Here is a 25,497-nt window from a genome sequence, read left to right as displayed (position 1 = left end):
TTCGAAAAAAATTAATAAATGTATAATTAATTGATTTTTAGGAAGTTAAAATGCAAAAAAAATCCCAAGGATAAACCTCGGGACATTTATTTCATTAGCTATTGACTAGTGAGCTTTAGCAGCTGAATCAACTTTAGCAGCAGCTGAATCAACAGTTTTAGCAGCTGAATCTACAGTAGCAGCAGCTGAATCAAGAACAGCAGTTGAATCTACAGCAGTTGAATCAGTAGCTTCTGCTTTTTTCTCAGATGAACAAGCAACTACAGTTAAAGATAACGCTAAAGCTAAAAAGCCAAATTTGAATAAGTTTTTCATTTTAATTTTCTGATTAAATAATTAATTAATTTTACTCTTAATGCCGCAAAGGTAAAAAGGTAACCCGTTGTTTTAAAAAAAAGATAAAATATTTTTTTATTTCCTTTAACGGTTACTTATTTGTGCTTTGGGTATTAAAACTAGGTGTTTTGTACTGGCTTTTGTGTCGTAAACCCGATTGACGCGTTATACTTTTTGTTTTCATAGCTGTGGTCCTGAACGTTAGTGAAGGAAACGCTAGTTGCAGTAAATGGAAATAGGTAATAGTGATAATGATTTGCAGCAAATCCAACAAAAAGATTAAGCGGAAAGCGGGACCATACATTAATAAGTAGTAGTACATTTGCTTTTCAAGACATAGTATCAGGCTCAAAATTTAAGTCGGTTATTTTTTTGATTATTATTGGGTTACCATTTGGATTTAATTGTATTAATAAGTGAGTATAAAGATTAACAGTGCAGCACCAACGGATAGGGAGGTTGTTTTAGGCATACTTAATAATTCGGCTGAGGCATTAAATAAATTGTATGTGGCATATTTTCCGATGGTGCTTCAGTTTATTTTGAATAATAACGGTGATGAGGATGATGCGAAAGATGTTTATCAAGAAGCAATCATTGTACTCTATAATAAAGTAAAGAGCGGAAGCTTCGAACTGAGCAGTAAACTTAAGACTTATATTTACTCTGTAAGTAGAAGAATTTGGCTTAAGAAGTTGGCACAGCAAAGTAGAAAGACCAGTAACATCGCAGATTTTGAAGATGTTTTGGTTGTTGAAGAGGATATGGAACAGCATGAACAAAAGGACATGCAGTTTGATAGAATGAAGCTGGCTTTAGATGGTTTGGGCGAACCTTGTAAGACTATTATCCAAGACTTTTACATTAACAACCAAACCATGCAAGATATTTGTGAAAAGTTTGGCTATACCAATGCTGATAATGCCAAGACTCAGAAGTACAAGTGTTTGCAACGATTAAAGAAAATATTTTTTCAATCATAGAATGAGACAAGACATAGAACTAGAGGCTATTATTGAAGATTACTTAAATGGTAAACTTACACCTGAAGAGCAGGCTGCTTTTGAGCAATTGAGGAGCAATGATCCTATGGTTGACCATAAAGTGGTGGCTCACAAAGTTTTTTTGGAATCGATGTCGCAATATGCGCATGTTGTAAAGCTGAAAGAGCAAATGGATATGGCACACGCACAAATTGATGTAGCTGCATTAGCTGACGATTTAAGACCACATCCTTCTAAAATTATCCAATTTTGGAGAAATAATAAATCTGCAGTGGCTATTGCTGCTTCGTTTGTTTTGTTGTCTTTGGTTACGTTGCTTTCTATCCATAAAAGTAATCAACAAGAAGGTACTTTTGCAGCCATGAGCAAGGATATGAATCAAATAAAAATTACGCAAAATTATTTGATTAGAGATATCAAAAACCGTGAAGCCAATAAAAATAACAATAGCAGGAATGCTAATAACAAAGCAAGTTTTGGCGGTACAGGTTTCGCTATTTCTGGAAACGGATACATTGTAACTGCCTATCATGTAGTTAGAAGCGCAGATTCAATTTACGTACAAAATGCAAAAGGTGCTTACAAGGTTCAAGCCATTTACACAGATCCAGTAAATGATGTTGCTATTCTAAAAATTAACGATAAAACATTTGAGAACTTACCTTCACTTCCTTACACCATCAAAAAAGGTATGTCTGGTTTAGGAGAGGCTGTTTTTACCTTGGGTTTTCCTAAAGATGATATCGTGTTAGGTGATGGTTATGTGAGTTCTAAAAATGGTATCAATGGCGATACTTTGGCTTATCAAGTTGCTATTCCAGTAAATCCAGGGAATAGTGGGGGGCCGTTGTTAGACAACAGTGGGAATATTGTTGGTATCATTAATGGTAAGGAAAACAAAACAGACGGTGCTACATTTGCAGTGAAATCTAAGTACATTATGGAAGCGCTTAATGCTATTCCACAGGATTCACTAAGTAAAAGAGTGTCTTACGGTAAGAAAAGCTTGTTAAGAGGTCTGAAACGTAATAAGCAAGTGGAAAAAATGCAGGATTATGTTTTCATGATTAAAGTGTACAATAACAACTAGTGCCAAAATAATATACGTTAAACCCCGAAAACATTTAATTGTATTCGGGGTTTTTCTTTTTAGAGTGTTTGTTGCCACAGATGCACAGATTTATAACAAATTTTATCTGTGCCTCTGTGGCTAAGATTTAATAAAGACACATGATATAGATTAACAGATTTATAATAAAATTTATCTGTGCATCTGTGGCTAACTGATTATATTTAACAATGGAATTTGGAAGAGTAGAAACTAGCGAAATAAATAAAATTGATTTTGCCTTGCCGGCGGATGGCGAACAGACTAAGCTCACGCTTAAGGGGAAAGCCGCTAAAGATCCTAAGTTTTTTGTCGGTTGCGCCAAATGGGGTAGGAAAGAATGGGTAAATCTGATATATCCTCCAAAAACAAAGGAAAAGGACTTTCTAGGAGAATATGTAAAACATTTTAATTCTATCGAGTTGAATGCAGTATTTTATGGTATTCCTAAAGAAGATCAGATATTAAAGTGGAAGGAAATGGCCGATCAGCGAGATGACTTTTTGTTTTGCCCCAAATTTTCCAGGGCCATTACTCATATTAAACGATTAAATAATGCCCACGCAGAAACCGATTTATATCTAAAAGCCATTAGCCAATTCGGAGATAAGCTAGGGCCTTGTTTTTTGCAGTTGGGCGATAACTTTGGGCCAAAGAACTTCGAAGTTCTTAAGCAATATTTAGAAGCTTTACCACGGGATTTAAATTTATTTCTAGAAGTTCGCCATCCAGATTGGTTCAGCGTAGCAGCAGATAGAAAAGCGCTTTTTTCGTTGCTTGCTGATTTGAAAATTGGTGCAGCAATTACTGATGCAAGTGGTAGGCGAGATTGCGTACACATGGAATTACCCACTCCAAAGGCGTTCATTAGGTTTGTAGGAAACGGAGGCAAGTTTTTAGATAGTTCCGACAAGAAAAGGGTGGATGATTGGGTGGAAAGACTGCAAGAATGGCTAAGTAGGGGCTTAGAAGAGGTGTATTTTTTCCTGCATCAGCATGATGAAAGTGACACACCAATCATAGCAGACTATACCATCGAAAAATTTAATAAATATTTGAAAGCTGATCTGCCACGAATAAAATTTTTGCCCAACCAAGGCGGTTTATTCTAGCGTATACGTTTAGATGTATTGAATAAGCAGAAATGATTTTGTAACTTGAATACATAATTAATCGATTTTAAAACTAAAATAATAATACTATGAGTTTACGAATAGGGGATATTGCTCCAAATTTTAAAGCTACAACATCTATAGGAGAGATAGATTTTTATGAATATTTAGGAGATAGCTGGGGTGTTTTGTTTTCTCATCCGGCAGATTATACGCCAGTTTGTACTACAGAATTGGGTAGAACTGCATCTCTAAAGCATGAATTTGATCAACGTAATGTAAAAGTTTTAGCGCTTAGTGTTGATCCAGTTGAGTCGCATTTAGGTTGGATTAAAGACATTAACGAAACTCAGAATACCAATGTTGATTTTCCAATTATCGCCGACTCGGACAAAAAAGTGGCTAACTTGTATGATATGATTCATCCAAATGCATCTGAGACGTTAACAGTTCGTTCATTATTCGTTATCGGGCCTGATAAAAAGGTGAAATTAATGATCGTTTATCCTGCATCCACAGGAAGAAACTTTGACGAAGTGTTACGCGTAATAGATTCATTGCAGTTAACAGCTAATTTTAGTGTAGCTACGCCTGCAGATTGGAAGGATGGTGACGATGTAATTGTGGTTAATAGTATCAAAACTGAGGATATTCCAGCGAAATTCCCAAAAGGCCACAAAGTAATCAAGCCGTATTTACGCACCACACCTCAGCCGAATAAATAATTGATAAAGCCTTGATAGTTAATAATAAATCATTAGATTTACGTTAATTATCAATTTAACACAGTAGAACTAAAACTAAAATGAGTACCGGAAAAGTAAAATGGTTTAACGCCGAAAAAGGTTACGGGTTTATCATCCAAGAAAACAACAAAGAAATCTTCGTTCATTTTAAAGATGTACAAGGTGGTATTAATGGAATTAAAGAAAACGACACTGTTGAATTTGAAGTGGCGGATGGTAAAAAAGGTCCTCAGGCTATTAATGTAAAAAAGGCTTAATCTTTATACTCCATTATAAGATAAAAAGGCTTTCATTTTGAAAGCCTTTTTAGTTTTTTATGGTTTACATTTTATTAAAAGCTCTTGTATTTCCGCTAAATTTTCTGCTACAATTGGTGGTTTTACGCTGGATGTTGCTACATCTTCCAGTGTAGCCTCGCCAGAAAGTACTAAAATTCCGAGAGCTCCGGCATTGATAGCCATCTGTACGTCGGTGTAAATTCTATCGCCAACCATAGCAATTTCGTTTGGCTTCAAGTTGTATTTATAAATGATGCCATCCAGCATCTGTGGATCTGGCTTGCCGATAATAGCATCAGGTTTCCTTTTGGTTGCTCCTTCAATGCAGGCGCAAATGGAACCGCAATCAACCAAAATATTAGGCTGGTCTGTAGGGCAAACCCAATCAGGATTGGTAGCAAAGTAAGGTAGTTGTTGGCTTGCCCAGTACGCTGCTCTGCATAATCTTGAATACACTAGCGAGGTATCGAATCCCACAACAAGCGCATCCGGCTTGTCATCAGCACTGTCATCAGTTGATACGAAACCGGCAGCTTCAAACTCCTTAATCATACTTGGCGTTCCCAAAATGAAAAGTCGTTTAAAACTTGGATAATTTTTTTTGATGTAGTTGATCGTAGCTACCGCTGAAGTATACATTTCGTCTTCCGTAGCTTCGATGCCCATTTTTTCTAAATGCTTAAGGTAATCGCTGGTACTTTTTGATGGATTGTTGGTAAGAAAGGAGTAATTGATACCATTTTCTTTTAAATAACCTAAAAAGCTGTTGGTAAAAGGGAATAAGGTGCTTCCGTTATAGATTGTTCCATCCATATCCAAAGCAAAATGTTTGATTTTTTTCAGCTGTTCTTTAATTTCTTGCGTCATATACCAATTAGGCTTCTTTTGTTTCTAAATCATCATATCCGTGTGCTTTTGCTTTCCACATTAAAGCAAAAATAAACACACAAATTACGGCCATGCCGATCATCATCATAAATACATAATCCCAAGCATTATCAGGATTTGTTTTGCTAAGCGTATCCACCATAAAACCCACACCAACTCCAGACACTAACCCGCTTGCATATCCAAAAAGCCCGGTAAGTCCATTAGCCGTGGCAGCAGCACGATTAGTTGCTTGATTGGCTGCCGCAATACCAATTAGTGCTTGAGGCCCGTAGATAAAGAAACCACACATTGCTAATACGAAAATCATTAACCACGAAGGAGTGTTGTCTGGAAGATATAAGAATATCGTCATGAAGATGGCAACTCCTACCATACAATAAAGTGAAGTGCGGTGTGCTTTGCCTTCCAAAAATCTGTCAGTAGCCCAACCAGCAGCCAACATGCCTAATATGCCAAATATTTCGAATATTGCCACTGTCCAACCGGCGTTGGATAAGGTCATGCCGTGTGCTTCTTTCAAAAATGTAGGTCCCCAATCTAATACGGCAAAGCGTACCACGTAAACAAAGAAATTGGCAATGCCGAGTATCCAAATCCATTTGTTACGATATACTGATTTTTTGATGAATGCTTTAAACTCGGCCGACGATTCTTTTCCTTTTTTATAGGTTTTATGAAGTTCGGGTAAGCCTACTGAGGAAGGTGTATCGCGTAATCCGATGAACAAACCGATGGAGCCAACCAATGCAATAGCAGCAGGGATCCAGAAACACCATTTCCAGGCACCGTAATGTGAAGCTGATTCGATTACGCTTTTCATCTTTTCTGTGTCGTTCACATCAATTTTTAAATTAGCGGCAATAGCGTTAATTATTTCAGGATTGTTGCTCATATTGGTGCCCATTGAACCCATGATGTAACCAGCTAATATGGCTACTAAAGCGGCTCCAATGGAGTGCGACGTGTTCCAGATTGACATTTTAGTAGCTAGTTCATTTTGTGGTATCCAGTGTGTTAATAGTCGAGCTACTGGTGGAAAGCCACTACCTTGAATTAGGTTGTTGATAATCAATATGATTCCGAATATTAGGACCATAGTATTGGTGAACATTGGCCCGCCGGTTTGTCCAGTGAAAATTGCACTTAAATCTGATCCCCACCCAAATGCAAAATTTGCAATGGCGCATAGAAACAGGCCTATTGACATGTGATAGCGAGCATTCATTTTATCGGCAATAAGTCCGTTTAGAAAACGAGAGATGCCATAAATAATCGTTACTAGCGTCATGATAATGCCGAAGCTAGTTTTAGTGATTCCGTATTCGGCGGTCAATCCTGGAATGGCAAATGAGAAGTTTTTCCTTACAAAATAGAACACTGCGTAACCTATCATTGTGGCAATGATGGTTCGAGTTTGCCAATACTTAAAAAGCTTGCTATTTGTACTTTGGGTGCTGTCAGTTGTATGTTGGTTCATATTAATTCAGTTTAAAGTCAGATCGCTGTTTCATTTAGATCTCCCAGATGCCGCCTTTGCCAAAGAGCTGATCAAGCCACTGCTTTAGGTAGCCAGTTCTTACTGCTAGGTCTAGTACGGTAAATCTTCTGCGGATATATTGCGCCCTAACGAAAGTGTCCTTTAATTTTTGTCGGCTTATGCCTATTTGCTCAGGTTCTGTAGGGGCGCCAACTGCTGCAAGTTTCTTTTTAGCTTCAGTATAAGGAACAATTTGCTTTGTTAATTGCTGTCTAATCTGTGGCCAATTGTCTTTTAGTTTTTGTAGTTGTAGCGCTAATTCTTGATGATTACTGTATTTCGCCGTGGTTTCTTGCAAACCAATTTCTGGAAAGTCTGTATCCTTAAATATTGTTAGCGCCTCTTTTTGAAGTTGTTCTAAATTAGGCCATTGTTTTAATGTGGCGTCGATGTCTAGTTCACTAAAATCAGTGTTTATCACTAAATCGTACAGTGCGGTGATTGCAAGCGTGCCAATACTTACTTGAAAACCATGGGAGATATGCCTGCCATTATTTAAATGGTGTTCCATATTCCACAAGTGACTAAATTGATGTTCAGCTCCAGAAGCTGGTCTGCTTGATTTAGACCACTGCATAGCGAAACCACCCAGCATCAAGCCTTCGGTAAGTTGGTTGATGGCTTGCGCTTCACCGTTTTTTGTTCCATCTGGATTGGATAGCGCTTCACGTAGTCCATCTTGCACTATACTCCAAGCTGTTGTATCAATAGGCTCTACACCAAGCGCATTTGCCAAAATCCAGTCGGCACCTGCAGTGATTTTCGCAAACAAATCAGCATAACCAGCAGCTGTCATTTCACTTGGAGCGTGACTTAAAATATTGATATCAGCAATGCATGCTTGTGGCGCAGGACAATTGAAAGTTTGCTTAGCTCCATTGGCGGTAATGGAAGCACCAAATGCCGTATATCCATCCATCGAGGCCGCAGTTGCTATACAAATGTAAGGTCGGTTAGTGAGGTGGGCTGCTAATTTCGTTAAATCATTAATGGTGCCCGATCCAACTGCTATAGGAATAGCATCATGTTGTTTTAGAACATCAACTAACTCTTGCACGTACTTATATTCAGCATAAATTTCTGGATCTTGAAAAATGTACGGCGTAAATTGTTCAACTCCATTGCTTTCAAATTGTTTCGATATGCTTTTTCCCAATAAATGGAACGTTGTCGCATCCGCTATTATAATAGCAGCTTTGTTGGGAAATTGTGATTTAAAAAGCTCATGTGCTTTTTCTGAAGCATTTTCTTCAATTATCAAAGCTTTTGTTTCTCTGGCAGCTTTTAAAGCACTAGTTACTTTCGACATTAGGTTTTAAAAATAATTTACACCGAGGCGGGTTATTGGTTGATCAAATAAACGATTTTTAAAAAAATAAAACAAATCAAAACTATAAAAATAACATTTTGAAATGTTCTTTATGTCGATAACAATGCATAAAAAAAGCGCCCTCGATCAGGCGCTTTCAAAAATTATTGGCTAATTATCCGCAATAGTTATTCTTAAACTCTGCCGACATTTGCTCTGTGATGCGTATGATGTCGTCCGCTTCGTTAGAGTTGTTGTAAATGATTTGGTCACATGTTTCGCGATATGGCAATAGGTATTCCTTATATGCCGGTACGACATGATTATGCCACTTGTAAAGTACATCTTCTTCTGGATAACCGCGTTCTATTCCATCTCTCTGAATTCGACGTTCCAACGCGATGTTTTCGTCTGCTTCTATAAAAATCCTGTAATCAATTAGGCTATTGATCTCTTCAAAATGCAAGATAAAAAGTCCTTCAACAATGACAATTGGCGCAGGATGAATCTCCAGAATTTTAGTAACTGCTAAGGGATTGTTGAAATTGTACTCTTTTTTGTAAACCGTTTCGCCGTGAATTAGCTTTTTGATATCCAACAAAAATTGTTGGTCGTCAATTGTACTCGGTAAATCGAAATTGTATAATTTGTTTTCCTCTTGGGTCATTTCTCCAGCAGGAATATAATAATCATCTTGCGATACTAAGGTTACTTCATCTGTTTTAAAATGATGAAGAAAGCTATGCAAGAAAAATGTTTTGCCAGAGCCACTTCCTCCAGCAATACCAATAATTACAGGCTTGTTACTTTTCATTATCTTTTGGTCCATAGGATAAATTACAGAAGAAACGCTTGTCGAGAGCACCTACGGCATCAGCAACAGCCTTTGTCATTACAATAATTACATCTTTGGTAGTTTCATTTTCGGTAAATTTACCAACAACTTTTGCGAAGGTAGAGCGATTAGTCATAGGATTGGTAATTTGAATAACCGTTCCAATGGGTGCAGTACGATGTAAGATAAGCATCTTGTTGGGATCTAAATCTGGATCAGAAATCCATACTGCAGTACCTTTTTCTTCGATTTTATTTAACCCGTAAACAGCAGCTGGACGCTTTAATGCAGGGTTTTTAAGCGTATTGGAGTTATCTGTGCTATCTCCGTCGTCTTCCGTACTAGTTGTATTTGGACTTACTGCCGCCGGCTTTTCACCCTTTATAACTAGCTTTTGCCCTACAACCAAATCATTGCTATTTAAGTTGTTCGCGGTCTTAATTTGGTATGTAGTAAGTTGGTATTTCTGTGCGATGGAGTAAATGGTTTCGCCATTGGCTACCACATGTTCAAAAGACGATTCTGGTTTCACGGCAGTGCTCACCGGCACAGTTACTCTATTTTCAGCTACCTTTGTTTCAGTAGTTTTACTTTCTACAGGTGGAGTAGATGGAGTTGCTTCAGAACTAGCAGATTTCGCTGGGATTTTTAATACCTGTCCAATTTGTAGGTTGTTCGAGCTAAGATTGTTCAGCGATTTTAATTCCTCCACAGTCACGCCATACTCTTTAGCGATTACCCCTAGATATTCTTTTGGTTTAACAGTGTGTTCAGTTACTGTGGTACTTAACGTTGTTGTAGGCGCTGGTTCTGGTGTTTTGGTTGCTACAACTGGAGCTTGAACGTTATTGGTTTTAGTGAAAGGAACTTTTAGCGTTTGCCCGATTTGAAGGTTATTGCCACTCAACCCATTTAATTTTTTGATGTCTTCAATGGTGGTGGCAAATTTTTCAGCAATCAAATTAAGGTTGTCTTTTGCTACAACGGTATAATTAAAAAAGCCTGCATTATTACTGGTAGGAGCGTTATTATTTGTTTTTTCGTTAAATGGAATTTCTGTAGGTATTTTGATAATAAGGCCTATCTGTAAACTTGCATTATTGTTATAGCTCTGAATATCCTTTACATTAACATTATACTTTCTTGAGATTGAGTAATAACTCTCTTTAGGATCAACCTTATGTACGATGAGTTTTTTGCCATTATTGTTTTCTACGCCTATCGAATCCAGTGGTTTGGAAGCGAATGCGCTTGCCGAACTCAATAGCGCTGAAATTAAAATATATCGTTTAAGCATCTATATTTTTAAATTTTTGAGGTACAATTATACGAATAATAAATAGTATCGTTAACAAAGTAAATTAACGGAACGCAAACGTATCTATTGTATGCAGTTTAAAAACGGCGATTTATTTATGCTATTACGCTTATGTATCACTGCCAAAGGGGGGATAAACTCTCAGTTCGTTTCCTTCAAACGGTTTCATTTTTTTGTCGTTATTTCAAACTAATTGCTGTAGATTTTGTTAATTGCACATCATTAAAACAACAGAAAAATTATGTCAGCAAAAGAAATAAATCTAACAGAGAAACAAGTGAAGCCAGTAGTTGATATGTTGAACGATTACTTGGCTAACTACCATATTCATTACCAAAAATTAAGAGGCTGCCACTGGAACGTTAAAGGACAGAATTTTTTTACGCTTCACCTGAAGTTTGAGGAACTTTATACCAACGCACAAGTAACTATTGATGAAATTGCTGAGCGTGTATTGACGTTAGGGAAACCGCCGCATAGTCGTTTTGCAGATTATATTAAAGAATCAGCGATTAAAGAAGTGGACACAATTGGTATGGCAGATACTGCAATGGTGGAAGCTGTTTTAGAAGACATGACAAAATTAATTGAGTTAGAACGCGATTTGTTGGAAGCTACTGATAAAGCCGGAGATGACGGTTCCAATGATATGGTTAACCGATTTATGCAGTTTAAAGAGAAAACCATTTGGATGTTAAAATCATTCTTGAATAAACAATAGCTAAATATCTGATAATAGTTAATTAATAAACTAGCCGCAATGCGTTTAATCGTATCTGCGGCTTCTTTTTTGATTTGAGCTTTTAGGTGCGTTCTGCCGATCACATCATCGTATTATCACATTCTTAAATCTTCAATTTTGCAATTTGTTCAAATAATTATCTTTGAGGCATGGGATATAAAAGTTTAGCCGACTGCGTTGTTGATTTGGAAAAACATGGACATTTAATACGGATTAAAGAAGAGGTAGATCCGTATTTGGAAATGGCTGCTATTCATCTTCGTGTTTATGAAAAACAGGGACCGGCGTTATTCTTTGAGAAGATTAAGGGCAGCCCATTTCCCGCTGTCTCTAATTTATTTGGCACTATCGAACGTTCAAAGTTTATGTTCCGAGACAGTTTGCCAAAAGTTAAAGACTTGGTTACTTTAAGATCTGATCCTGTAAAGGCACTGAAAAATCCTTTTAAATATGCAGGATCGGCGCTAACTGCACTTTCCGCATTGCCACTAAAACAATCGCTGTTTAAACAAACTTTCCAAAAAACAACCATATCAGCTATCCCACAAATAGTAAATTGGCCAATGGACGGTGGTCCTTTTATTACCATGCCTCAGGTTTTTACGGAAGATATTGAGAAGCCAGGCGTAATGAATGCAAATCTCGGAATGTACCGTATTCAGCTTGCTGGAAACGAGTATATTCAAGACAAAGAAATTGGCTTGCACTATCAGATACATAGAGGAATCGGTGTACATCAAACTAAAGCCAATGCTAAAGGACAACCTTTAAAGGTGAGCATCTTTGTTGGTGGGCCACCTTCACATCCTTTGGCAGCAGTAATGCCATTACCCGAAGGACTTTCGGAATTGACTTTTGCAGGGGCGTTGGGCAACAGAAGATTTAGGTATTTTAGGGATGAAGAAGGTTTTGTGATTTCGGCGGACGCAGATTTTGTAATCACAGGAACGGTATATCCGCATGAAAACAAGCCCGAAGGGCCTTTTGGTGATCATTTAGGTTACTACAGCTTAACGCATCCATTTCCTTTGATGAAAGTAAGCAACGTTTACCATAAAAAGAATGCGATTTGGTCGTTCACCGTAGTAGGTAGGCCCCCGCAGGAAGATACCAGTTTTGGAGCTTTAATCCACGATATTACTGGTTCGGCAATTCCGCAGGAAATTCATGGGCTGAAAGAAGTATATGCAGTTGATGCTGCCGGTGTACATCCATTATTGTTTGCGATAGGAAGCGAACGTTACACGCCTTATTTGAAGGAAAGAAAACCACAGGAAATTTTAACCATCAGTAATCATATTCTTGGAAAAAATCAGCTGAGCTTAGCAAAGTATTTATTTATTGCTGCTAGGGAAGACGATGAAAATTTAAGTACGCACCACGTGGCAGAATTTCTGTCGCACGTTTTAGAACGGATAGATTTGCGTAGAGATATTCATTTTCATACGAATACCACCATTGATACACTCGATTACTCTGGTGATGGATTGAATTCCGGTTCTAAAGTAGTTTTTGCTGCCGCTGGCGAAAAGAAGAGAGAACTACAAAAAACATTACCTACCGATTTTAAATTGGAAGCAGCTCATGCTCTGGCTTCGGCGGGAATACTTTCCGTTACTTTAGCTCCATATACTGATGCGGCATCTGCAAAAAAAGACATTGATTTGTTGAAAGAACATCTCAAGCGAAATAACCTAGTTGGCTTGCCTTTAGTTGTAGTTTGTGATGACGCAGGATTTTTAACGGAGCATATCAATAATTTGGTTTGGGTGGCGTTTACAAGAAGTAATCCAGCTGCCGATATACACGGTGTTGATGATTTTATCCAAGACAAACATTGGGGATGTAATGGGCCGCTAATTATTGATGCTCGTAAAAAACCTCATCATGCTCCCGAATTGATTAAAGATGAGGCTGTAGAAAGAAAGGTTGATCGTATGGGAGAGAAGGGCGGACCGTTGTACGGAATAATTTAATTGGACGTCAAATAAATGAAAACGCCCCCGAGCTATCGGGGGCGTTTTCGTTTAAACTTAAAGCTGGTTAAAATCTAATTCCGAACGTTAGGAAAACATTGTTTTTATTGTTTTTAGCACTCGCAACTGGTTCTTTATAATCATTCAGCAAATAAGGGCTGAACGTACTGTTAGTTTCAGTTCGCTGGTAAGCGACATCGAAATAGTAATTTTTATTTCTGTAGCCTATACCGCCAGAATAAAATGTAGTTTGGAAATCTTTGTCCCTATCATCTTTATAAGCAGATCCATTAATGCCGTAACCAGCTCTTAAGCTTACTAGGTCAGTAACCTTAACTTCAGCTCCAGCACGGTAGTTTACTGCGCTTTTAAAGCTAGACTTGATCTCATTATTGTTTTCGTTAATAGTGCCCATATCTCCGCCATCACTACTGCTAAAGCGTATTGATGAATAATCAACAAAGTCCACATCTGCAGAAATCAACGCTCTACCACCTAATACATAACTAGCTCCAACAGAACCTTTTAATGGAGTGCGTAGGTTATAGCTAAAATCGAAGGTTTGTGCAGATACAGCATTGTTATCTGTACTGTAAGAATAACTATCGTCAATATTAAACCAAGTTGGCGTTTGCAAATTCATCCCAATTCTAAATTCACTAACAGGTCTAAATATAATTCCAACCTTTCCGTTTACCCCAGAGCCTTTAGCGGTTTGATTTTGAAAATAGTTGACGCTATAATTCTCTACATTGCCTTTTTCATATAGGCTCATATCGTAATTCATATTTAAGCTTACTAATCCTAAATTAGCTCCGATATAAATTTGATTTGATATGTTGATTGCACCTGCGATATTGAATTCGGATACCGATCCAGATCTCATCACATTTCCAACCTGGTTATTACCAAGTGTAAATGCAGGATCTCCGTCGAACATATTATAAACTGAACTTGTATTGTTTGTGCCCGAAAAGTTTGCCTCCAAGCCATAATCGTTGTTTCGATTATATCCAAGTCCAATACTAGCACTCACTATGCCTTGTTTTGTATCTTTACCTCTTGATCGATAAGTAGGCATTTGAAACACTACGCCTAATTGATTAAGGTTAATTTCGCTTTTATTTGTGCTTGTTCGTGTATTGAGATAGTTTGCATCCATCATGGTGCCGTTAAATTCTGGAGTTAGAACAAACTCGGATCGTGTAAACAAACCCAGACCTGCGGGATTTCCACCTAAAGAACTGATATCTCCACCAACTCCGATTTGTGCATTTCCCATGCCTTTAAACCTGGCAGAGCTACCATAGTTAGTTTGAGAAAAACGCAGGGCATCTCCTGCATAAGTTGGTAATATTACTTGTGCGCTAGTATAGTTAGCAGTGGCTGCCGCCACCACTAACATTGTTATAATTTTTTTCATTTTTTGTTGGATGTACTGTGAATTGAAAACCCTTAGCCTCTACCGCCTCCACGTGTTGGACGACTGCCACCACTGCTTCCGCTACTGCCACTGCTGCTACTTCCACTACCGCTGTTGCTGCTTGATGGTGGTGGTGTGTAACTTTCTCTCTGAGGTGTTGATGGTCTTGAAGTTTCCGCTCTACTTGGTCTGCCATAAGAAGAATTAGTAGTCGACTCTGGTCTTCTAACTGTACCATTTGTAGTTGGATTGTAGCTTTCTGGCCTGGTAGGACGACTTCCAACATTAGCATTACCTCTAGAAGGGATTTCAGTTCCAAATCTTCCAGTTGGTCTAGCGCTATCTACGCCTCTAGTAGGTCTCGGTCTGTAATTTTCATTTCTAACAATTATGCCACTATTCCATCCACCGTTACCCCAGTAGCTGCTGCCCCAATAGCCGCTTCCCCATGTGTTATAGTAAGAGTAGGGACCCCAAGTATTCCAATGATAAGGACTTCCATAATATCCCCAATAGTTAAATGGGTTATTCCAGCGACTAAAGCCCCAGCCATAATTAAAGCCGAAGCCCACGCCTACATCAAAAGGGTTATACCAAGAATTATAACCATAAAAGTTATAATAATCGTCAAAGTAAATTCTGTTGGGACTTCCGTAGTAGAATCTATCAATCCTAGAAGCATAATCCATATCGTAATTAGGATTACTTGCTTGGTAAGATGGATCAACACGGGAAGTATCTATTTGTGCTGTTTGCGCAGGAGGAGCATATTTGTATACTTTTGCCTGTGCTACAGTGTTGTACACATCGTCGGCACTGTTGTTTTGTGCCAATTTTTGTGTAGAGCATGATGCAACCAACAATGCGGCTGCAGCAAGCGTTCCGGTTAAAAATAGGTTAACTCTCATCGTATTTAGGTTTTATTTGTGTGCTAAATTAATTTCTGACTATAAATTTATAGATTTGTAGACATCAATACAAGAAATTTAACACAAAAAACGTTCCAAATTAGTTATGAGCAAAGGTATTACGAGTAAAAGTGAAGATTATTCCCAGTGGTATAACGAAATTGTTATAAAGGCCGATTTAGCAGAGCATTCGTCAGTTAAAGGATGTATGGTAATTAAGCCGTACGGTTATTCAATTTGGGAAAAAATGCAGGCGGTTTTAGACCATAAATTTAAAGAAACTGGACACACTAATGCCTACTTCCCGTTATTCATACCTAAATCTTATTTTTCGAAAGAAGCTGCTCACGTAGATGGCTTTGCAACTGAATGTGCTGTGGTTACTCACTACCGTTTAAAAAACGATGGTAATGGAAATATTGTAGTAGATGAAGAAGCTAAGCTGGAAGAAGAATTGATTGTTCGTCCTACTTCAGAAACTATCATCTGGAACACTTACAAAGGTTGGATTCAATCATACAGAGATCTTCCTTTGCTTATTAACCAGTGGGCTAACGTAGTGCGCTGGGAAATGCGTACGAGATTGTTCTTACGTACTACAGAATTTTTATGGCAAGAGGGACACACCGCTCATGCTACTGCTGAAGAAGCGATTGAAGAGACAGAAAAAATGTTGGACGTTTATGCCGACTTTGTAGAAAATTGGATGGGTGTACCAGTAGTGAAGGGCAAAAAAACAGAAACCGAGCGTTTTGCTGGAGCATTAGATACCTATTGTATTGAGGCTTTGATGCAAGATGGTAAAGCTTTACAGGCAGGTACTTCGCATTTCTTAGGTCAGAATTTTGCTAAAGCGTTTGACGTTAAATTTGCGAACAAAGAAGGAAAACTAGAGCACGTTTGGGCAACATCATGGGGAGTTTCTACCCGTTTAATGGGTGCCTTAATCATGGCGCATAGCGATGATAGTGGTTTGGTATTACCTCCAAAATTGGCACCAATTCAAGTGGTTATCGTTCCAATTTATAAAGGTGAGGAAGAATTAAAACAGATTTCTACTTTCGTAGATGAGTTGTTACCTCGATTAAAAGGATTTGGTATTTCTGTAAAATATGATGATAGGGACAGTCAGCGCCCGGGCTTTAAATTTGCTGAATACGAATTGAAAGGTGTTCCGGTACGTGTAGCCATTGGTGCTAGAGATATGCAAAACGGTACGGTGGAGCTAGCTAGAAGAGATACTAAAGAGAAATTTACAGTTCCTCAAGAAGGCTTAGCAGAATATATCTTCCAGATGTTGGCTCAAATTCAACAAAATATATTTGATAGGGCGTTGAAGTTTAGAGATGAGCATATCACAGAAGCTAATTCATACGAAGAGTTTAAGGAGCTATTAGATACGAAAACTGGTTTTATCGCGGCGCATTGGGATGGTACGGCAGAAACTGAAAAGCGCATCAAAGAAGAAACTAAAGCGACCATTAGGTGTATCCCTTTGAACAATAAGTTAGAAGATGGTGTTTGTATTTTAACGGGCAAACCATCTACGCAGCGTGTGTTGTTTGCGAAAGCTTACTAATAGATTTGAGTACAGAGATGTGAGATTTGAGATTCAGTAACTCGATCTCGTTTCACATCTTATGGCTTTATCCCCATTTTTCGAACCATGGAAAAAGAAACTACCAATTATCAGCTGATCCTAAGTAAACTGGAAAGTAAAGCTTCGTTAAAGCAGGAAATCTATAGGAATACCATTGATGTTTTTGCTGTTGCAAAGAAAGCTTTGTCTAAAATTGCTTCTCGTTTGCACAAAGATTATCACGCGAAAGATCCATCAGTAGAAGTAGCTTACAGAGATGCGCATCAATTTGAAGCTGAACTTAAGTTTTCAGGGGATATGTTGCTGTTATCCATGCATAGTAACGTGTTTAACTTTGAGGAAGGACATCGCGTTTTTTCTTCTAGTTACGTGAAGGCAGATCCTAGTTTAAGCTACTGCGGAGTCATCTACATTCACAATTTTTTAGCTGATTCTATTAAGTATAACCGCTTGGCTGATGAAGGGACATTAGTTGCCCGGATTTTAGTGAATAAGGAGAAACGTTTTATTGTAGAAGGAGAAGGTCAGCTGGGGTTTTTATACGAATCTTTTAGCGACGGTGAAATTACGGAAGAGATACTTACTCGCATATTTGAACTGGCGATATTGGATTGCATGGATACCGATTTGCAATTGCCGCCTTACGCTGCCGTAAAAGACATCACGTTACATCAAAAACAAACCATATTAGCCGCTAGCGGTTATCCGACAGGAAAACGTTTAGGCTATCAATTTAAAGCCGAAGCGCAACAAAATAATAATTTATAATTTAAATTTTAACATATAGGCACATAGTAAATTTTGAGATTGATTTATTATTTATCGAATCAAAAGCCTATTTTTCTATGTGGTTAACAAAAATAAAAAAATGAAATTTGCAACTAAAGCCATCCACGCAGGTCAAGAACCAGACCCTACAACAGGGGCTATCATGACACCGATTTATCAAACTTCTACTTACTGGCAAGCATCGCCGGGAGAGCACAAAGGTTATGAGTATTCGAGGGGTACCAATCCAACCCGTAAAGCTTTGGAAGATTGTTTGGCTGCCTTGGAAAACTGTAAGTTCGGTTTAGCCTTTAGTAGCGGTATGGGCGCAACTGATTGCTTGTTAAGGTTATTAAAGCCAGGCGATGAAGTGATTACCGGTAATGATTTGTATGGTGGATCTTATCGTATCTTTACCAAGGTTTACCAAAACTATGGTATCAAGTTCCACTTCTTGGATCTTTCGAATCCGGAAAATATCAAACCTTACCTTAATGAGAAAACCAAGTTGGTTTGGATTGAAACACCTACCAATCCAACCATGCGCATTATTGACATTGAAGGCGTAGCGAAAATCACTAAAGAGAACAATATTCTTTTAACAGTGGATAACACTTTTGCTTCTCCTTATCTGCAAAATCCAATCGATTTAGGTGCAGATGTGGTAATGCATTCGGTGACTAAATACATTGGTGGCCACTCAGATGTGGTAATGGGCGCTTTGATTACCAATAATGAGCAGCTATATAAAGATTTGTTTTTTATCTATAACGCTTGTGGCGCCACTCCAGGTCCTCAAGATGCCTTTTTGGTGTTAAGAGGGATTAAAACGCTTCACCTGCGTATGAAAGCGCATTGTGAGAATGGAGAAAAAGTAGCTCATTTCTTAAGAAATCATCCAAAAATCGATAAGATTTATTGGCCGGGATTTGAAGATCATCCTAACCATGAGGTAGCTAAAAAGCAAATGCGTGGTTTTGGAGGCATGGTATCGGTGACTTTGAGGGACGCTGATTTGAAAGAGACTTTCCGTATTGCCTCAAGATTTAAGGTGTTTTCACTTGCTGAATCATTAGGTGGCGTTGAAAGTTTGGTGAACCATCCCGTGAGCATGACCCATGGCTCTATCCCTAAGGAAGAACGTGAAAAAGTTGGTGTTACCGATAATTTATTGCGTTTTAGTGTAGGTGTGGAAGATATTGACGATTTGTTGGCGGATTTGGAGCAAGCTTTATCAAATTAGTAGATTTGCTAATTAGCTGATTGGAGAATGAAAGTAGAAAATGTGAAGGATTTTCTTGATGCGAAGGTGGCGCAGTATAATCAGCCTAATTTCATTGCAAATGATCCGATAAGCATTCCTCATCAATACAGTTTAAAACAGGATATTGAAATTGCCGCTTTTTTTGCGGCAATTTTAGCTTGGGGACAAAGGAAAACCATCATCAACAAGTGTAATGAGTTGCTAGCTAGGATGGACAATCAGCCTTATCAGTTCATGCTGCACCACTCTGATCAGGATTTGAAAGGATTGCTGGGCTTTAAACACCGGACGTTTAACGATACTGATCTATTGTACTTCGTATCGTTCTTTCAACATCATTACCAGCAGTCCAACTCCTTAGAAACGGCCTTTGTTCCGCAGGCACTGACTTACCGCACCGATTATCTAAGTGTGGAAGAAATCGCCTCAGGTTATGAACTCACTTCTGCAAGCTGTTATACTTCAGATTTAGTACTATCCAACTTTACCATTGAAAAAGCATTGAATCACTTCCGTTCTTATTTCTTTAGCTTGCCAGATTTTCCACGTAGAACGATTAAACATATTTCATCGCCCCTGCAAAAATCTACCTGTAAGCGTTTGAATATGTTTTTGCGATGGATGGTGCGGAAAGATGAGTGTGGTGTTGATTTTGGTATTTGGGATATCATTAAACCAGCAGATTTAATTTGTCCGTGTGATGTGCATGTGGACAGGGTAGCTAGGCATTTTGGCTTGATACAGCGCAAGCAAACGGATTGGCTCACCGCAGTGGAATTGACGGAACAGTTGAAAACATTTGATGCTTTGGATCCTGTGAGATACGATTTTGCTTTGTTTGGATTGGGGGTGGAAGGGGAGTTTTAAGCCCCTCTCTGCCTTTGGCATCTCTCCCCAAAGGGGCGAGAGGTTGATATAGGAAAGTTGGCACGAATCCATTGACAGTAATTTTTTTAAATCTGTAGGCTGTCGTTATCATCTGCAAAGGGACAGAAAATGAACTTTCTTTGAAACTTTTTGCTTTTGACTTTATACTTTTAACTTAGTTCTATGGTAAACTTCATAGCTGAAATTGAGAAATTTGATACCAATGGTGAAAAAACCGGGTGGAGCTATGTCTTTATTCCCGAGGCGATAGCGCAGCAGATCAAGCCCAACGATAGGAGAGGCTTTCGTGTTTGTGGTCAAATTGACCAACTTTCTATTAGTGGGAAGAGCTTGCTTCCAATGGGTGGCGGCGATTTTATTTTAGCTTTAGATAGCAAAATGAGGAAGCAGTTGCGCAAAGAAGCTGGTCAGCCCGTTACACTTTCTTTAGCGCTTGATGTAAATTTTAAGGTGGATATGCCCGAAGATCTAGAAGTATGCTTAGCGCAAGAAGAAGGTTTGTTAGAGCAGTTTTTAAGCTACACCAAGTCGCACCAAAACTATTTTATCAATTGGTTGAACACTGCTAAAACTGAAGTTACCAGAACCAAACGCTTGGTGATGATTGTAAATGCGATGGCTTTGAAACAGGATTTTGGATTGATGTTAAGGAGCAATAGGAAGGAGAAGGGTTAAGTTATCATTGGCATGTTGTCTCGACTTTGTTCAATTGCAGTATTGTTGTTCTCTTGTCATCTCGAGATTTTATAGCAGTATCGTTGTTATCTTGTCATCTCGAGCTTGTCGAGAGATCTAAATTTGCGCTTTATTGGGGATCGGTAAAGGGCATCTTCTTTATCCTTGATGATTATAAGAGCAACCTGAGCTTCAGCGGAAGCATGCCTACCGATAAAAATCACAACAACATAGGCATAACATCAAGGTTTATATCTTTTCTCGCTCTATGCCGCTGGGCATCTTCTTTATCCTTGATGATAAAGAAGCAACCTGAGCTTCAGCGAAAGCATGCCTACCTATAAAAATCACAACAACATAGGCATAACATCAAGGTTTATATCTTTTCTCGCTCTATGCCGCGGGGCATCTTCTTTATTCTTGATAATAAAGAAGGAAACAATCAAGGCTTGCAACTTTTCTTGGATTAAACTACCAAAATATCCCGATAGCGCAAGAAAAAGGCATTTTCCATCCCGTTACCTTTTACTCACACTGCTTTCTTGCTTGGTGGTGCAAGGTTAGGGTTTATGCAATGGCTATTTTGGTGCTTTCTCCGTCGAAAACCTGCTATGCCATTGTCGTACTTAGGAATGGTTTTAGCGCTAACTAATCCCCTCTCTTTTTCAAGGAGTACTTGTCCCGACTGTTCGGGAGGGTTAGGGAGAGGATTTGCTATGGCTATTTTGGTGCTTTCTCCTTCGAAAACCTGCTAGACCATTGTCGTACTTAGGAATGGTTTGTTCCAATAGTATCTTCTTGTAGTATCGTTGCTATTTTGTCATCTCGAGCTTTTCGAGAGATCTAGTTTTCGCTTACAGATTAAATCGGCACAGGCTCTTCGTTAGGGCGTCTCCTTTACCCTTGATAAGAGATATTTAAGCTAAAGTTTTAAACATGAAAATTTAATTATTATGCAAGCATAAGATAGTACTCTCTTAGTACTCTATCCCTACTTGAACCCTACCTTTGATATGCTTTTGACCTAGGTAAGTAGTAAAGTTGTTTAATCGCTTATTTTTCTGGTTGGGAACTTGATCCAAAAGTATCTCGCTTTACGGGAAACCGTATTAAATTTTAGTTTGCTTTATAGAAGTTTAGGGATAATTACAACAATTTGTTTTGCCTTGGCTTTTTTATAAATTAGCAGCACATCAAAATAACAATCTCATTTATGTCTAATACTCAAATTGCAAATCTCTTTGCGCAAGTAAATAATCTCTTCGCCCGGTACGAAAAGTTAATGAGATAACTAGCGGTAATTTTAGAGTTTTCAGAATTCAAAATAAAAAATATAAACAGATAATTGATAAATGAGTAGCAATGCTGTAAGGAATAGGTATAATGGCGTACAAGTAATAAGCTGCACGTTTGAGGATTTAATTAATACTCGTTTTGCACGTATACCAAATTCTACTATTTGCGGTCAGTTGTGCATTCCAGAGTATCAACGGCCATACGTATGGAAAGAAAAGCAAATTAATAGGTTACTAGATGATTTTCGAGAGTATTTTGCAGACAATGATCATGAAAAATCAATGTTCTATTTAGGAAGTATTATTTTACATCAAGATGGAAACAAACTTAATATTATTGATGGGCAGCAACGTATTACTACGCTATTATTAATGAAGGCTGTGGTAGACGATTCATTCGTTAGTGGTTTAGAATATTGTTCATCAAAAAGTATCGATAATATTAAAAGAAACTATGCTTACTTGAAAAGCATTACTCAAAATGATATATTCGATTATGTAGATGCAGACTTATTAAGCCAGATTAATTTTACTGAAATAAATGTTACCGTGGTAGTAACAGGAACGGAAGATCTAGCGTATACATTCTTTGAAACACAAAATACTGGTGGTATACGTTTAAGTGGTTCAGATATCATAAAAGCCCATCACCTTAGGGCAATAACGTCCGGAAAAATTGTAAATTATCAAGCGAGAAAATGGGAGAGTACAGACAGTACAAATATTGAAGCGATTATTCAAAATTTAACTAAAGTTAGATTTTGGGATAATCGGAAATGGCGTAGATTTCCATTTTATAGAGATTTAAGATCAATCAAAAATGTTTTGATTGAAGAATTTACAGAGCGTACCAATAACGATAATGAAGACATTTCATTTTACTATAGTGCCGTTAAGAATAAAGATGGCCGTGCGATGCAAATGTATGAAAGTCATATCAAACAACTCAAACAGCCCTTGTCTGACGGTAATAATACTTTAGATTATATAAATGACTATGTTCAAATATGTGATGCACTCTTCGGTAAAAGACGAGACCATCGTGTTAATGATGCTTTTTATGATTTCTACGCAAGCTTAGTACACGGCCAAAATGGTACAATCTTCCTTAAAGAGCTTTTGGAAATTTGTATAGTAGCCTACGTAAGCAGATTTGGTTTTTTTCGCTTGTTTGAAACCAGCCTATGGTTATTTAGATGTATTTATTCGCTTCGTGTAACGTCAAGTAGAAATGTGCGTGAAGATAGTGTCTTTAAATTCGTTTATGCTCATCAGCTTATCGATAATATACTGGAAGTTTATACTGTTGAGGAGCTTCTTCAATTTTTAAAGAGATTTAACTATGAATTCAATACCGAAAATACTGAAGAAAATCAATCAAAAGACAAACACTTATCTACATTGAAGATATATTTTAGAGAATTTAGTTCATTAAAAATTAATACAATAAAACCTAAAGAGTTTGATAAATTACTAATAAAAGCGATTTCAGCAAAAATTAAAGATAATCGAGATGCAGAATAGAAAGTTCGGTACAGCAATAGTCAATTTAGCGCAGCTACAAGATTTTTGTTTTAGTATACCTACTTACCAGAGGCCTTATGTTTGGAAAGATGAACAGATTATAAAACTTCTTGGTGATTTTTATAAATCGTATAAATTAAATCCTACGGATGAATATTTCGTTGGTACAATCCTAACTAAAGAGTCCGGCCAATTAGCTGAATTAATAGATGGACAGCAACGTTTTACAACATTATGGCTTACTGCATTTGTATTTTCTCAAAAAAACAAAAATAGCGTACTTGCCAAATTTCTTAGAAACAATGACGGTTCACTAAAGATAGGCTTTGAGATTAGAACAGAAGTGGAAGATTTTTTAATTAGCTTATTAAAAATGGAACATATTCCTGAACATAAGCCAATGATAGCAGAATCTGTCGCTCAGTTTCCATATTTAAAAAATATTGCAAAAGCGTTGGCTACCATTAATGGAGTTATTGATGGGATTGAATCTGAAGATTTAAATGGTTTTGGAGAATTCATTTATCAAAAAATTCGATTTATTAAAAATTCTACACCGCAAAAAATAGATTTAAATAAACTTTTTTCAACGATTAATAGTGCTGGCGTACAATTGGAGCAAACGGATATTGTTAAAGCAAATTTGCTGAAACTAATAGATGAGAAAGTAGTATATGGGAAAGTCTGGGAATCTTGTGAAAATATGAATAACTTCTTCGAAAGAAATGTACGTAATTCTTTTCCAAATACAGACTGGACTAAAAATGATCTAAGTGATTTTATTGCATTTGATACGGATATTTTTAAATATCATGTTGAAAGCCCTATGGAAATTACAGCCGATGCAAAATGTTTTAGTATTGATTTTGTAAAAACATACAAAATTGATGAATATAAGGAAAAACCAAAACAATACGAAAACGAAGAAAGGAGGTCTCAAGATGTTTATTGCCGCTCCATCATAAATTTCGGACAACTTTTATTACATACCTACCGATTACATTTAAATTCAGAGGGCTTACCAGATTTTGAAGGCACGTTTCATGTTAATCGTTTAATTGAGATTTTCAAGTCTTTAGCAAATAGAAAAGACGTTGCAGAAATAAAGCGCTTTTTCTTGTTATTGTGGAAAGTAAGATACTTGTTCGATAAGTATGTTGTAAAATGGGTGAGTGATGTTGATACTAAAACAGAACATTTAGAATTGATGAACGTCAACAAAAATGCTGACAGTTATTATGCTAGAAGTAAATTTGAAAAATCTAAATCAGTAATGCTGCAAAGTGTCTTATATTACACCGGAGATTATTTAAGACAATACTGGTTAACACCATATTTGGGGTATTTACTGGAAAACCACAATCATTTAAACGGTAATGCTGCTCAACTTTTGACATCCCTTGAGAATATCGATAATCAGTTATCATTATGCAAAAAGTTAACGGATAAAGTTGCTTCTTACCAACTTTTAAATGCTGATTTAGCAATAGATTTCGATTTTGTTACTTACCTCAATGGCATTGAGGGTACTAAATTTAACCACTACTGGTTTCAGAAACTGGAGTATATCTTATGGAAAGAACTCTCTTATCTCAATACAAATGAATTTAATTTATTTAGAATTACTTCTAAAAATTCAATAGAGCATATGTATCCTCAACACCCTGAAAATCCTCTTAAAAATCCAAAAATTGAGAATAGCTATCTTCATAGCTTTGGGAATTTAGTATTGTTAAGTGTTTCTCAAAATTCTGAATACAGTAATAAATCAGTTGATGAGAAAAGAAGTATGTTTAAAAATAAAAGCGATACGTATGATACATTAAAATCTTATTATATTTTCAATGATTATACGGAGTGGACTATTGTTGAAATTATACAACACAAGGAAAAGATGATCGATCTTATTAAAAATCATTATCAAAATTATTCGTAAGATTTACTTTTCACATTGAATAAC

Annotated in this window: 22 protein-coding genes; 14 read left to right on the top strand and 8 right to left on the bottom strand. The window is 37.3% G+C overall.

The window, feature by feature from the left end; all coding sequences use genetic code 11:
- Nucleotides 1-105: 105 nt before the first annotated feature.
- The gene (locus ACY2A0_RS18895) at nucleotides 106-315 is read right to left on the bottom strand and encodes a PG1828 family lipoprotein (protein ID WP_461790931.1); all 210 of its coding nucleotides are present in this window, start codon (nucleotides 313-315) and stop codon (nucleotides 106-108) included.
- Nucleotides 316-752: 437 nt separating this feature from the next.
- Between ACY2A0_RS18895 and ACY2A0_RS18890 the strand changes: the two genes are divergently transcribed.
- The 5 genes from ACY2A0_RS18890 to ACY2A0_RS18870 all read left to right on the top strand — a co-directional run bounded on the left by ACY2A0_RS18890 (nucleotide 753) and on the right by ACY2A0_RS18870 (nucleotide 4,563).
- A complete protein-coding gene (locus tag ACY2A0_RS18890) occupies nucleotides 753-1,319 on the top strand; it encodes an RNA polymerase sigma factor (protein ID WP_461790930.1) in 567 nt (188 codons plus the stop codon).
- Nucleotide 1,320: 1 nt separating this feature from the next.
- Nucleotides 1,321-2,430, top strand: coding sequence for a S1C family serine protease (locus ACY2A0_RS18885; RefSeq protein WP_461790929.1), 1,110 nt, complete (start codon nucleotides 1,321-1,323; stop codon nucleotides 2,428-2,430).
- 209 nt (nucleotides 2,431-2,639) lie between these two features.
- The gene (locus ACY2A0_RS18880; protein WP_461790928.1) at nucleotides 2,640-3,560 is read left to right on the top strand and encodes a DUF72 domain-containing protein; all 921 of its coding nucleotides are present in this window, start codon (nucleotides 2,640-2,642) and stop codon (nucleotides 3,558-3,560) included.
- An 89-nt stretch (nucleotides 3,561-3,649) separates the two neighbouring features.
- Nucleotides 3,650-4,285 carry a peroxiredoxin gene (locus tag ACY2A0_RS18875; RefSeq protein WP_461790927.1) on the top strand — a complete coding sequence of 212 codons (636 nt, stop codon included), beginning with the start codon at nucleotides 3,650-3,652 and terminating at the stop codon, nucleotides 4,283-4,285.
- 80 nt (nucleotides 4,286-4,365) lie between these two features.
- Nucleotides 4,366-4,563 (top strand): cold-shock protein, encoded by a 198-nt coding sequence (locus ACY2A0_RS18870; RefSeq protein ID WP_461790926.1) that lies wholly within the window; start codon nucleotides 4,366-4,368, stop codon nucleotides 4,561-4,563.
- Between the two features lie 57 nt (nucleotides 4,564-4,620).
- On the opposite strand, the gene ACY2A0_RS18865 is transcribed toward ACY2A0_RS18870, so the two are convergent.
- From ACY2A0_RS18865 to ACY2A0_RS18845, 5 genes are all read right to left on the bottom strand, one after another.
- The gene (locus ACY2A0_RS18865) at nucleotides 4,621-5,451 is read right to left on the bottom strand and encodes an HAD-IIA family hydrolase (protein ID WP_461790925.1); all 831 of its coding nucleotides are present in this window, start codon (nucleotides 5,449-5,451) and stop codon (nucleotides 4,621-4,623) included.
- A gap of 7 nt (nucleotides 5,452-5,458) precedes the next feature.
- Complete coding sequence (locus tag ACY2A0_RS18860; protein ID WP_461790924.1) at nucleotides 5,459-6,952, bottom strand: MFS transporter; 1,494 nt, start codon at nucleotides 6,950-6,952, stop codon at nucleotides 5,459-5,461.
- Nucleotides 6,953-6,986: 34 nt separating this feature from the next.
- A complete protein-coding gene (locus ACY2A0_RS18855) occupies nucleotides 6,987-8,321 on the bottom strand; it encodes a sn-glycerol-1-phosphate dehydrogenase (RefSeq protein ID WP_461790923.1) in 1,335 nt (444 codons plus the stop codon).
- A 175-nt stretch (nucleotides 8,322-8,496) separates the two neighbouring features.
- Entirely contained in the window at nucleotides 8,497-9,135 is a 639-nt protein-coding gene (locus ACY2A0_RS18850) for a uridine kinase family protein (protein WP_113639225.1), read from the bottom strand.
- Nucleotides 9,125-10,453, bottom strand: coding sequence for a LysM peptidoglycan-binding domain-containing protein (locus ACY2A0_RS18845; protein ID WP_461790922.1), 1,329 nt, complete (start codon nucleotides 10,451-10,453; stop codon nucleotides 9,125-9,127). The genes ACY2A0_RS18850 and ACY2A0_RS18845 overlap by 11 nt, the downstream gene beginning before the upstream one ends.
- A 262-nt stretch (nucleotides 10,454-10,715) precedes the next feature.
- Between ACY2A0_RS18845 and ACY2A0_RS18840 the strand changes: the two genes are divergently transcribed.
- Both ACY2A0_RS18840 and ACY2A0_RS18835 read left to right on the top strand, forming a co-directional pair.
- A complete protein-coding gene (locus ACY2A0_RS18840) occupies nucleotides 10,716-11,195 on the top strand; it encodes a Dps family protein (protein ID WP_461790921.1) in 480 nt (159 codons plus the stop codon).
- A 170-nt stretch (nucleotides 11,196-11,365) separates the two neighbouring features.
- Nucleotides 11,366-13,192 (top strand): UbiD family decarboxylase, encoded by a 1,827-nt coding sequence (locus ACY2A0_RS18835; RefSeq protein ID WP_461790920.1) that lies wholly within the window; start codon nucleotides 11,366-11,368, stop codon nucleotides 13,190-13,192.
- Between the two features lie 67 nt (nucleotides 13,193-13,259).
- On the opposite strand, the gene ACY2A0_RS18830 is transcribed toward ACY2A0_RS18835, so the two are convergent.
- On the bottom strand, nucleotides 13,260-14,615 hold the full coding sequence (locus tag ACY2A0_RS18830) for an OmpP1/FadL family transporter (RefSeq protein ID WP_461790919.1): 1,356 nt from the start codon (nucleotides 14,613-14,615) through the stop codon (nucleotides 13,260-13,262).
- A gap of 32 nt (nucleotides 14,616-14,647) precedes the next feature.
- Nucleotides 14,648-15,523 carry a hypothetical protein gene (locus ACY2A0_RS18825; RefSeq protein ID WP_461790918.1) on the bottom strand — a complete coding sequence of 292 codons (876 nt, stop codon included), beginning with the start codon at nucleotides 15,521-15,523 and terminating at the stop codon, nucleotides 14,648-14,650.
- Nucleotides 15,524-15,629: 106 nt separating this feature from the next.
- On the opposite strand from ACY2A0_RS18825, the gene proS reads away from it, so the two are divergent.
- The 7 genes from proS (at nucleotide 15,630) to ACY2A0_RS18790 (ending at nucleotide 25,473) form a co-directional block, all read left to right on the top strand.
- Nucleotides 15,630-17,102, top strand: coding sequence for a proline--tRNA ligase (gene proS, locus ACY2A0_RS18820; RefSeq protein ID WP_461790917.1), 1,473 nt, complete (start codon nucleotides 15,630-15,632; stop codon nucleotides 17,100-17,102).
- An 87-nt stretch (nucleotides 17,103-17,189) separates the two neighbouring features.
- Nucleotides 17,190-17,891, top strand: a complete 702-nt coding sequence (locus ACY2A0_RS18815; RefSeq protein WP_461790916.1) for a hypothetical protein — start codon at nucleotides 17,190-17,192, stop codon at nucleotides 17,889-17,891.
- A gap of 79 nt (nucleotides 17,892-17,970) precedes the next feature.
- Complete coding sequence (locus ACY2A0_RS18810) at nucleotides 17,971-19,134, top strand: cystathionine gamma-synthase (RefSeq protein WP_461790915.1); 1,164 nt, start codon at nucleotides 17,971-17,973, stop codon at nucleotides 19,132-19,134.
- A gap of 27 nt (nucleotides 19,135-19,161) precedes the next feature.
- A complete protein-coding gene (locus ACY2A0_RS18805) occupies nucleotides 19,162-20,022 on the top strand; it encodes a TIGR02757 family protein (protein ID WP_461790914.1) in 861 nt (286 codons plus the stop codon).
- A gap of 183 nt (nucleotides 20,023-20,205) precedes the next feature.
- The gene (locus ACY2A0_RS18800; RefSeq protein ID WP_461790913.1) at nucleotides 20,206-20,718 is read left to right on the top strand and encodes a YdeI/OmpD-associated family protein; all 513 of its coding nucleotides are present in this window, start codon (nucleotides 20,206-20,208) and stop codon (nucleotides 20,716-20,718) included.
- Nucleotides 20,719-22,070: 1,352 nt separating this feature from the next.
- Nucleotides 22,071-23,537: a DUF262 domain-containing protein gene (locus ACY2A0_RS18795; RefSeq protein WP_461791738.1), complete on the top strand. Its 1,467-nt coding sequence runs from the start codon at nucleotides 22,071-22,073 to the stop codon at nucleotides 23,535-23,537.
- The gene (locus ACY2A0_RS18790; RefSeq protein ID WP_461791737.1) at nucleotides 23,527-25,473 is read left to right on the top strand and encodes a DUF262 domain-containing protein; all 1,947 of its coding nucleotides are present in this window, start codon (nucleotides 23,527-23,529) and stop codon (nucleotides 25,471-25,473) included. Before ACY2A0_RS18795 ends, ACY2A0_RS18790 begins: the two co-directional genes overlap by 11 nt.
- Nucleotides 25,474-25,497 lie beyond the last annotated feature (24 nt).

This window comes from Pedobacter sp. (assembly GCF_965249885.1).
Taxonomy (GTDB): domain Bacteria; phylum Bacteroidota; class Bacteroidia; order Sphingobacteriales; family Sphingobacteriaceae; genus Pedobacter.
The sequence above is the reverse complement of the archived record's forward strand: the minus strand, read 5'-3'. Positions and strand labels throughout refer to the sequence as shown.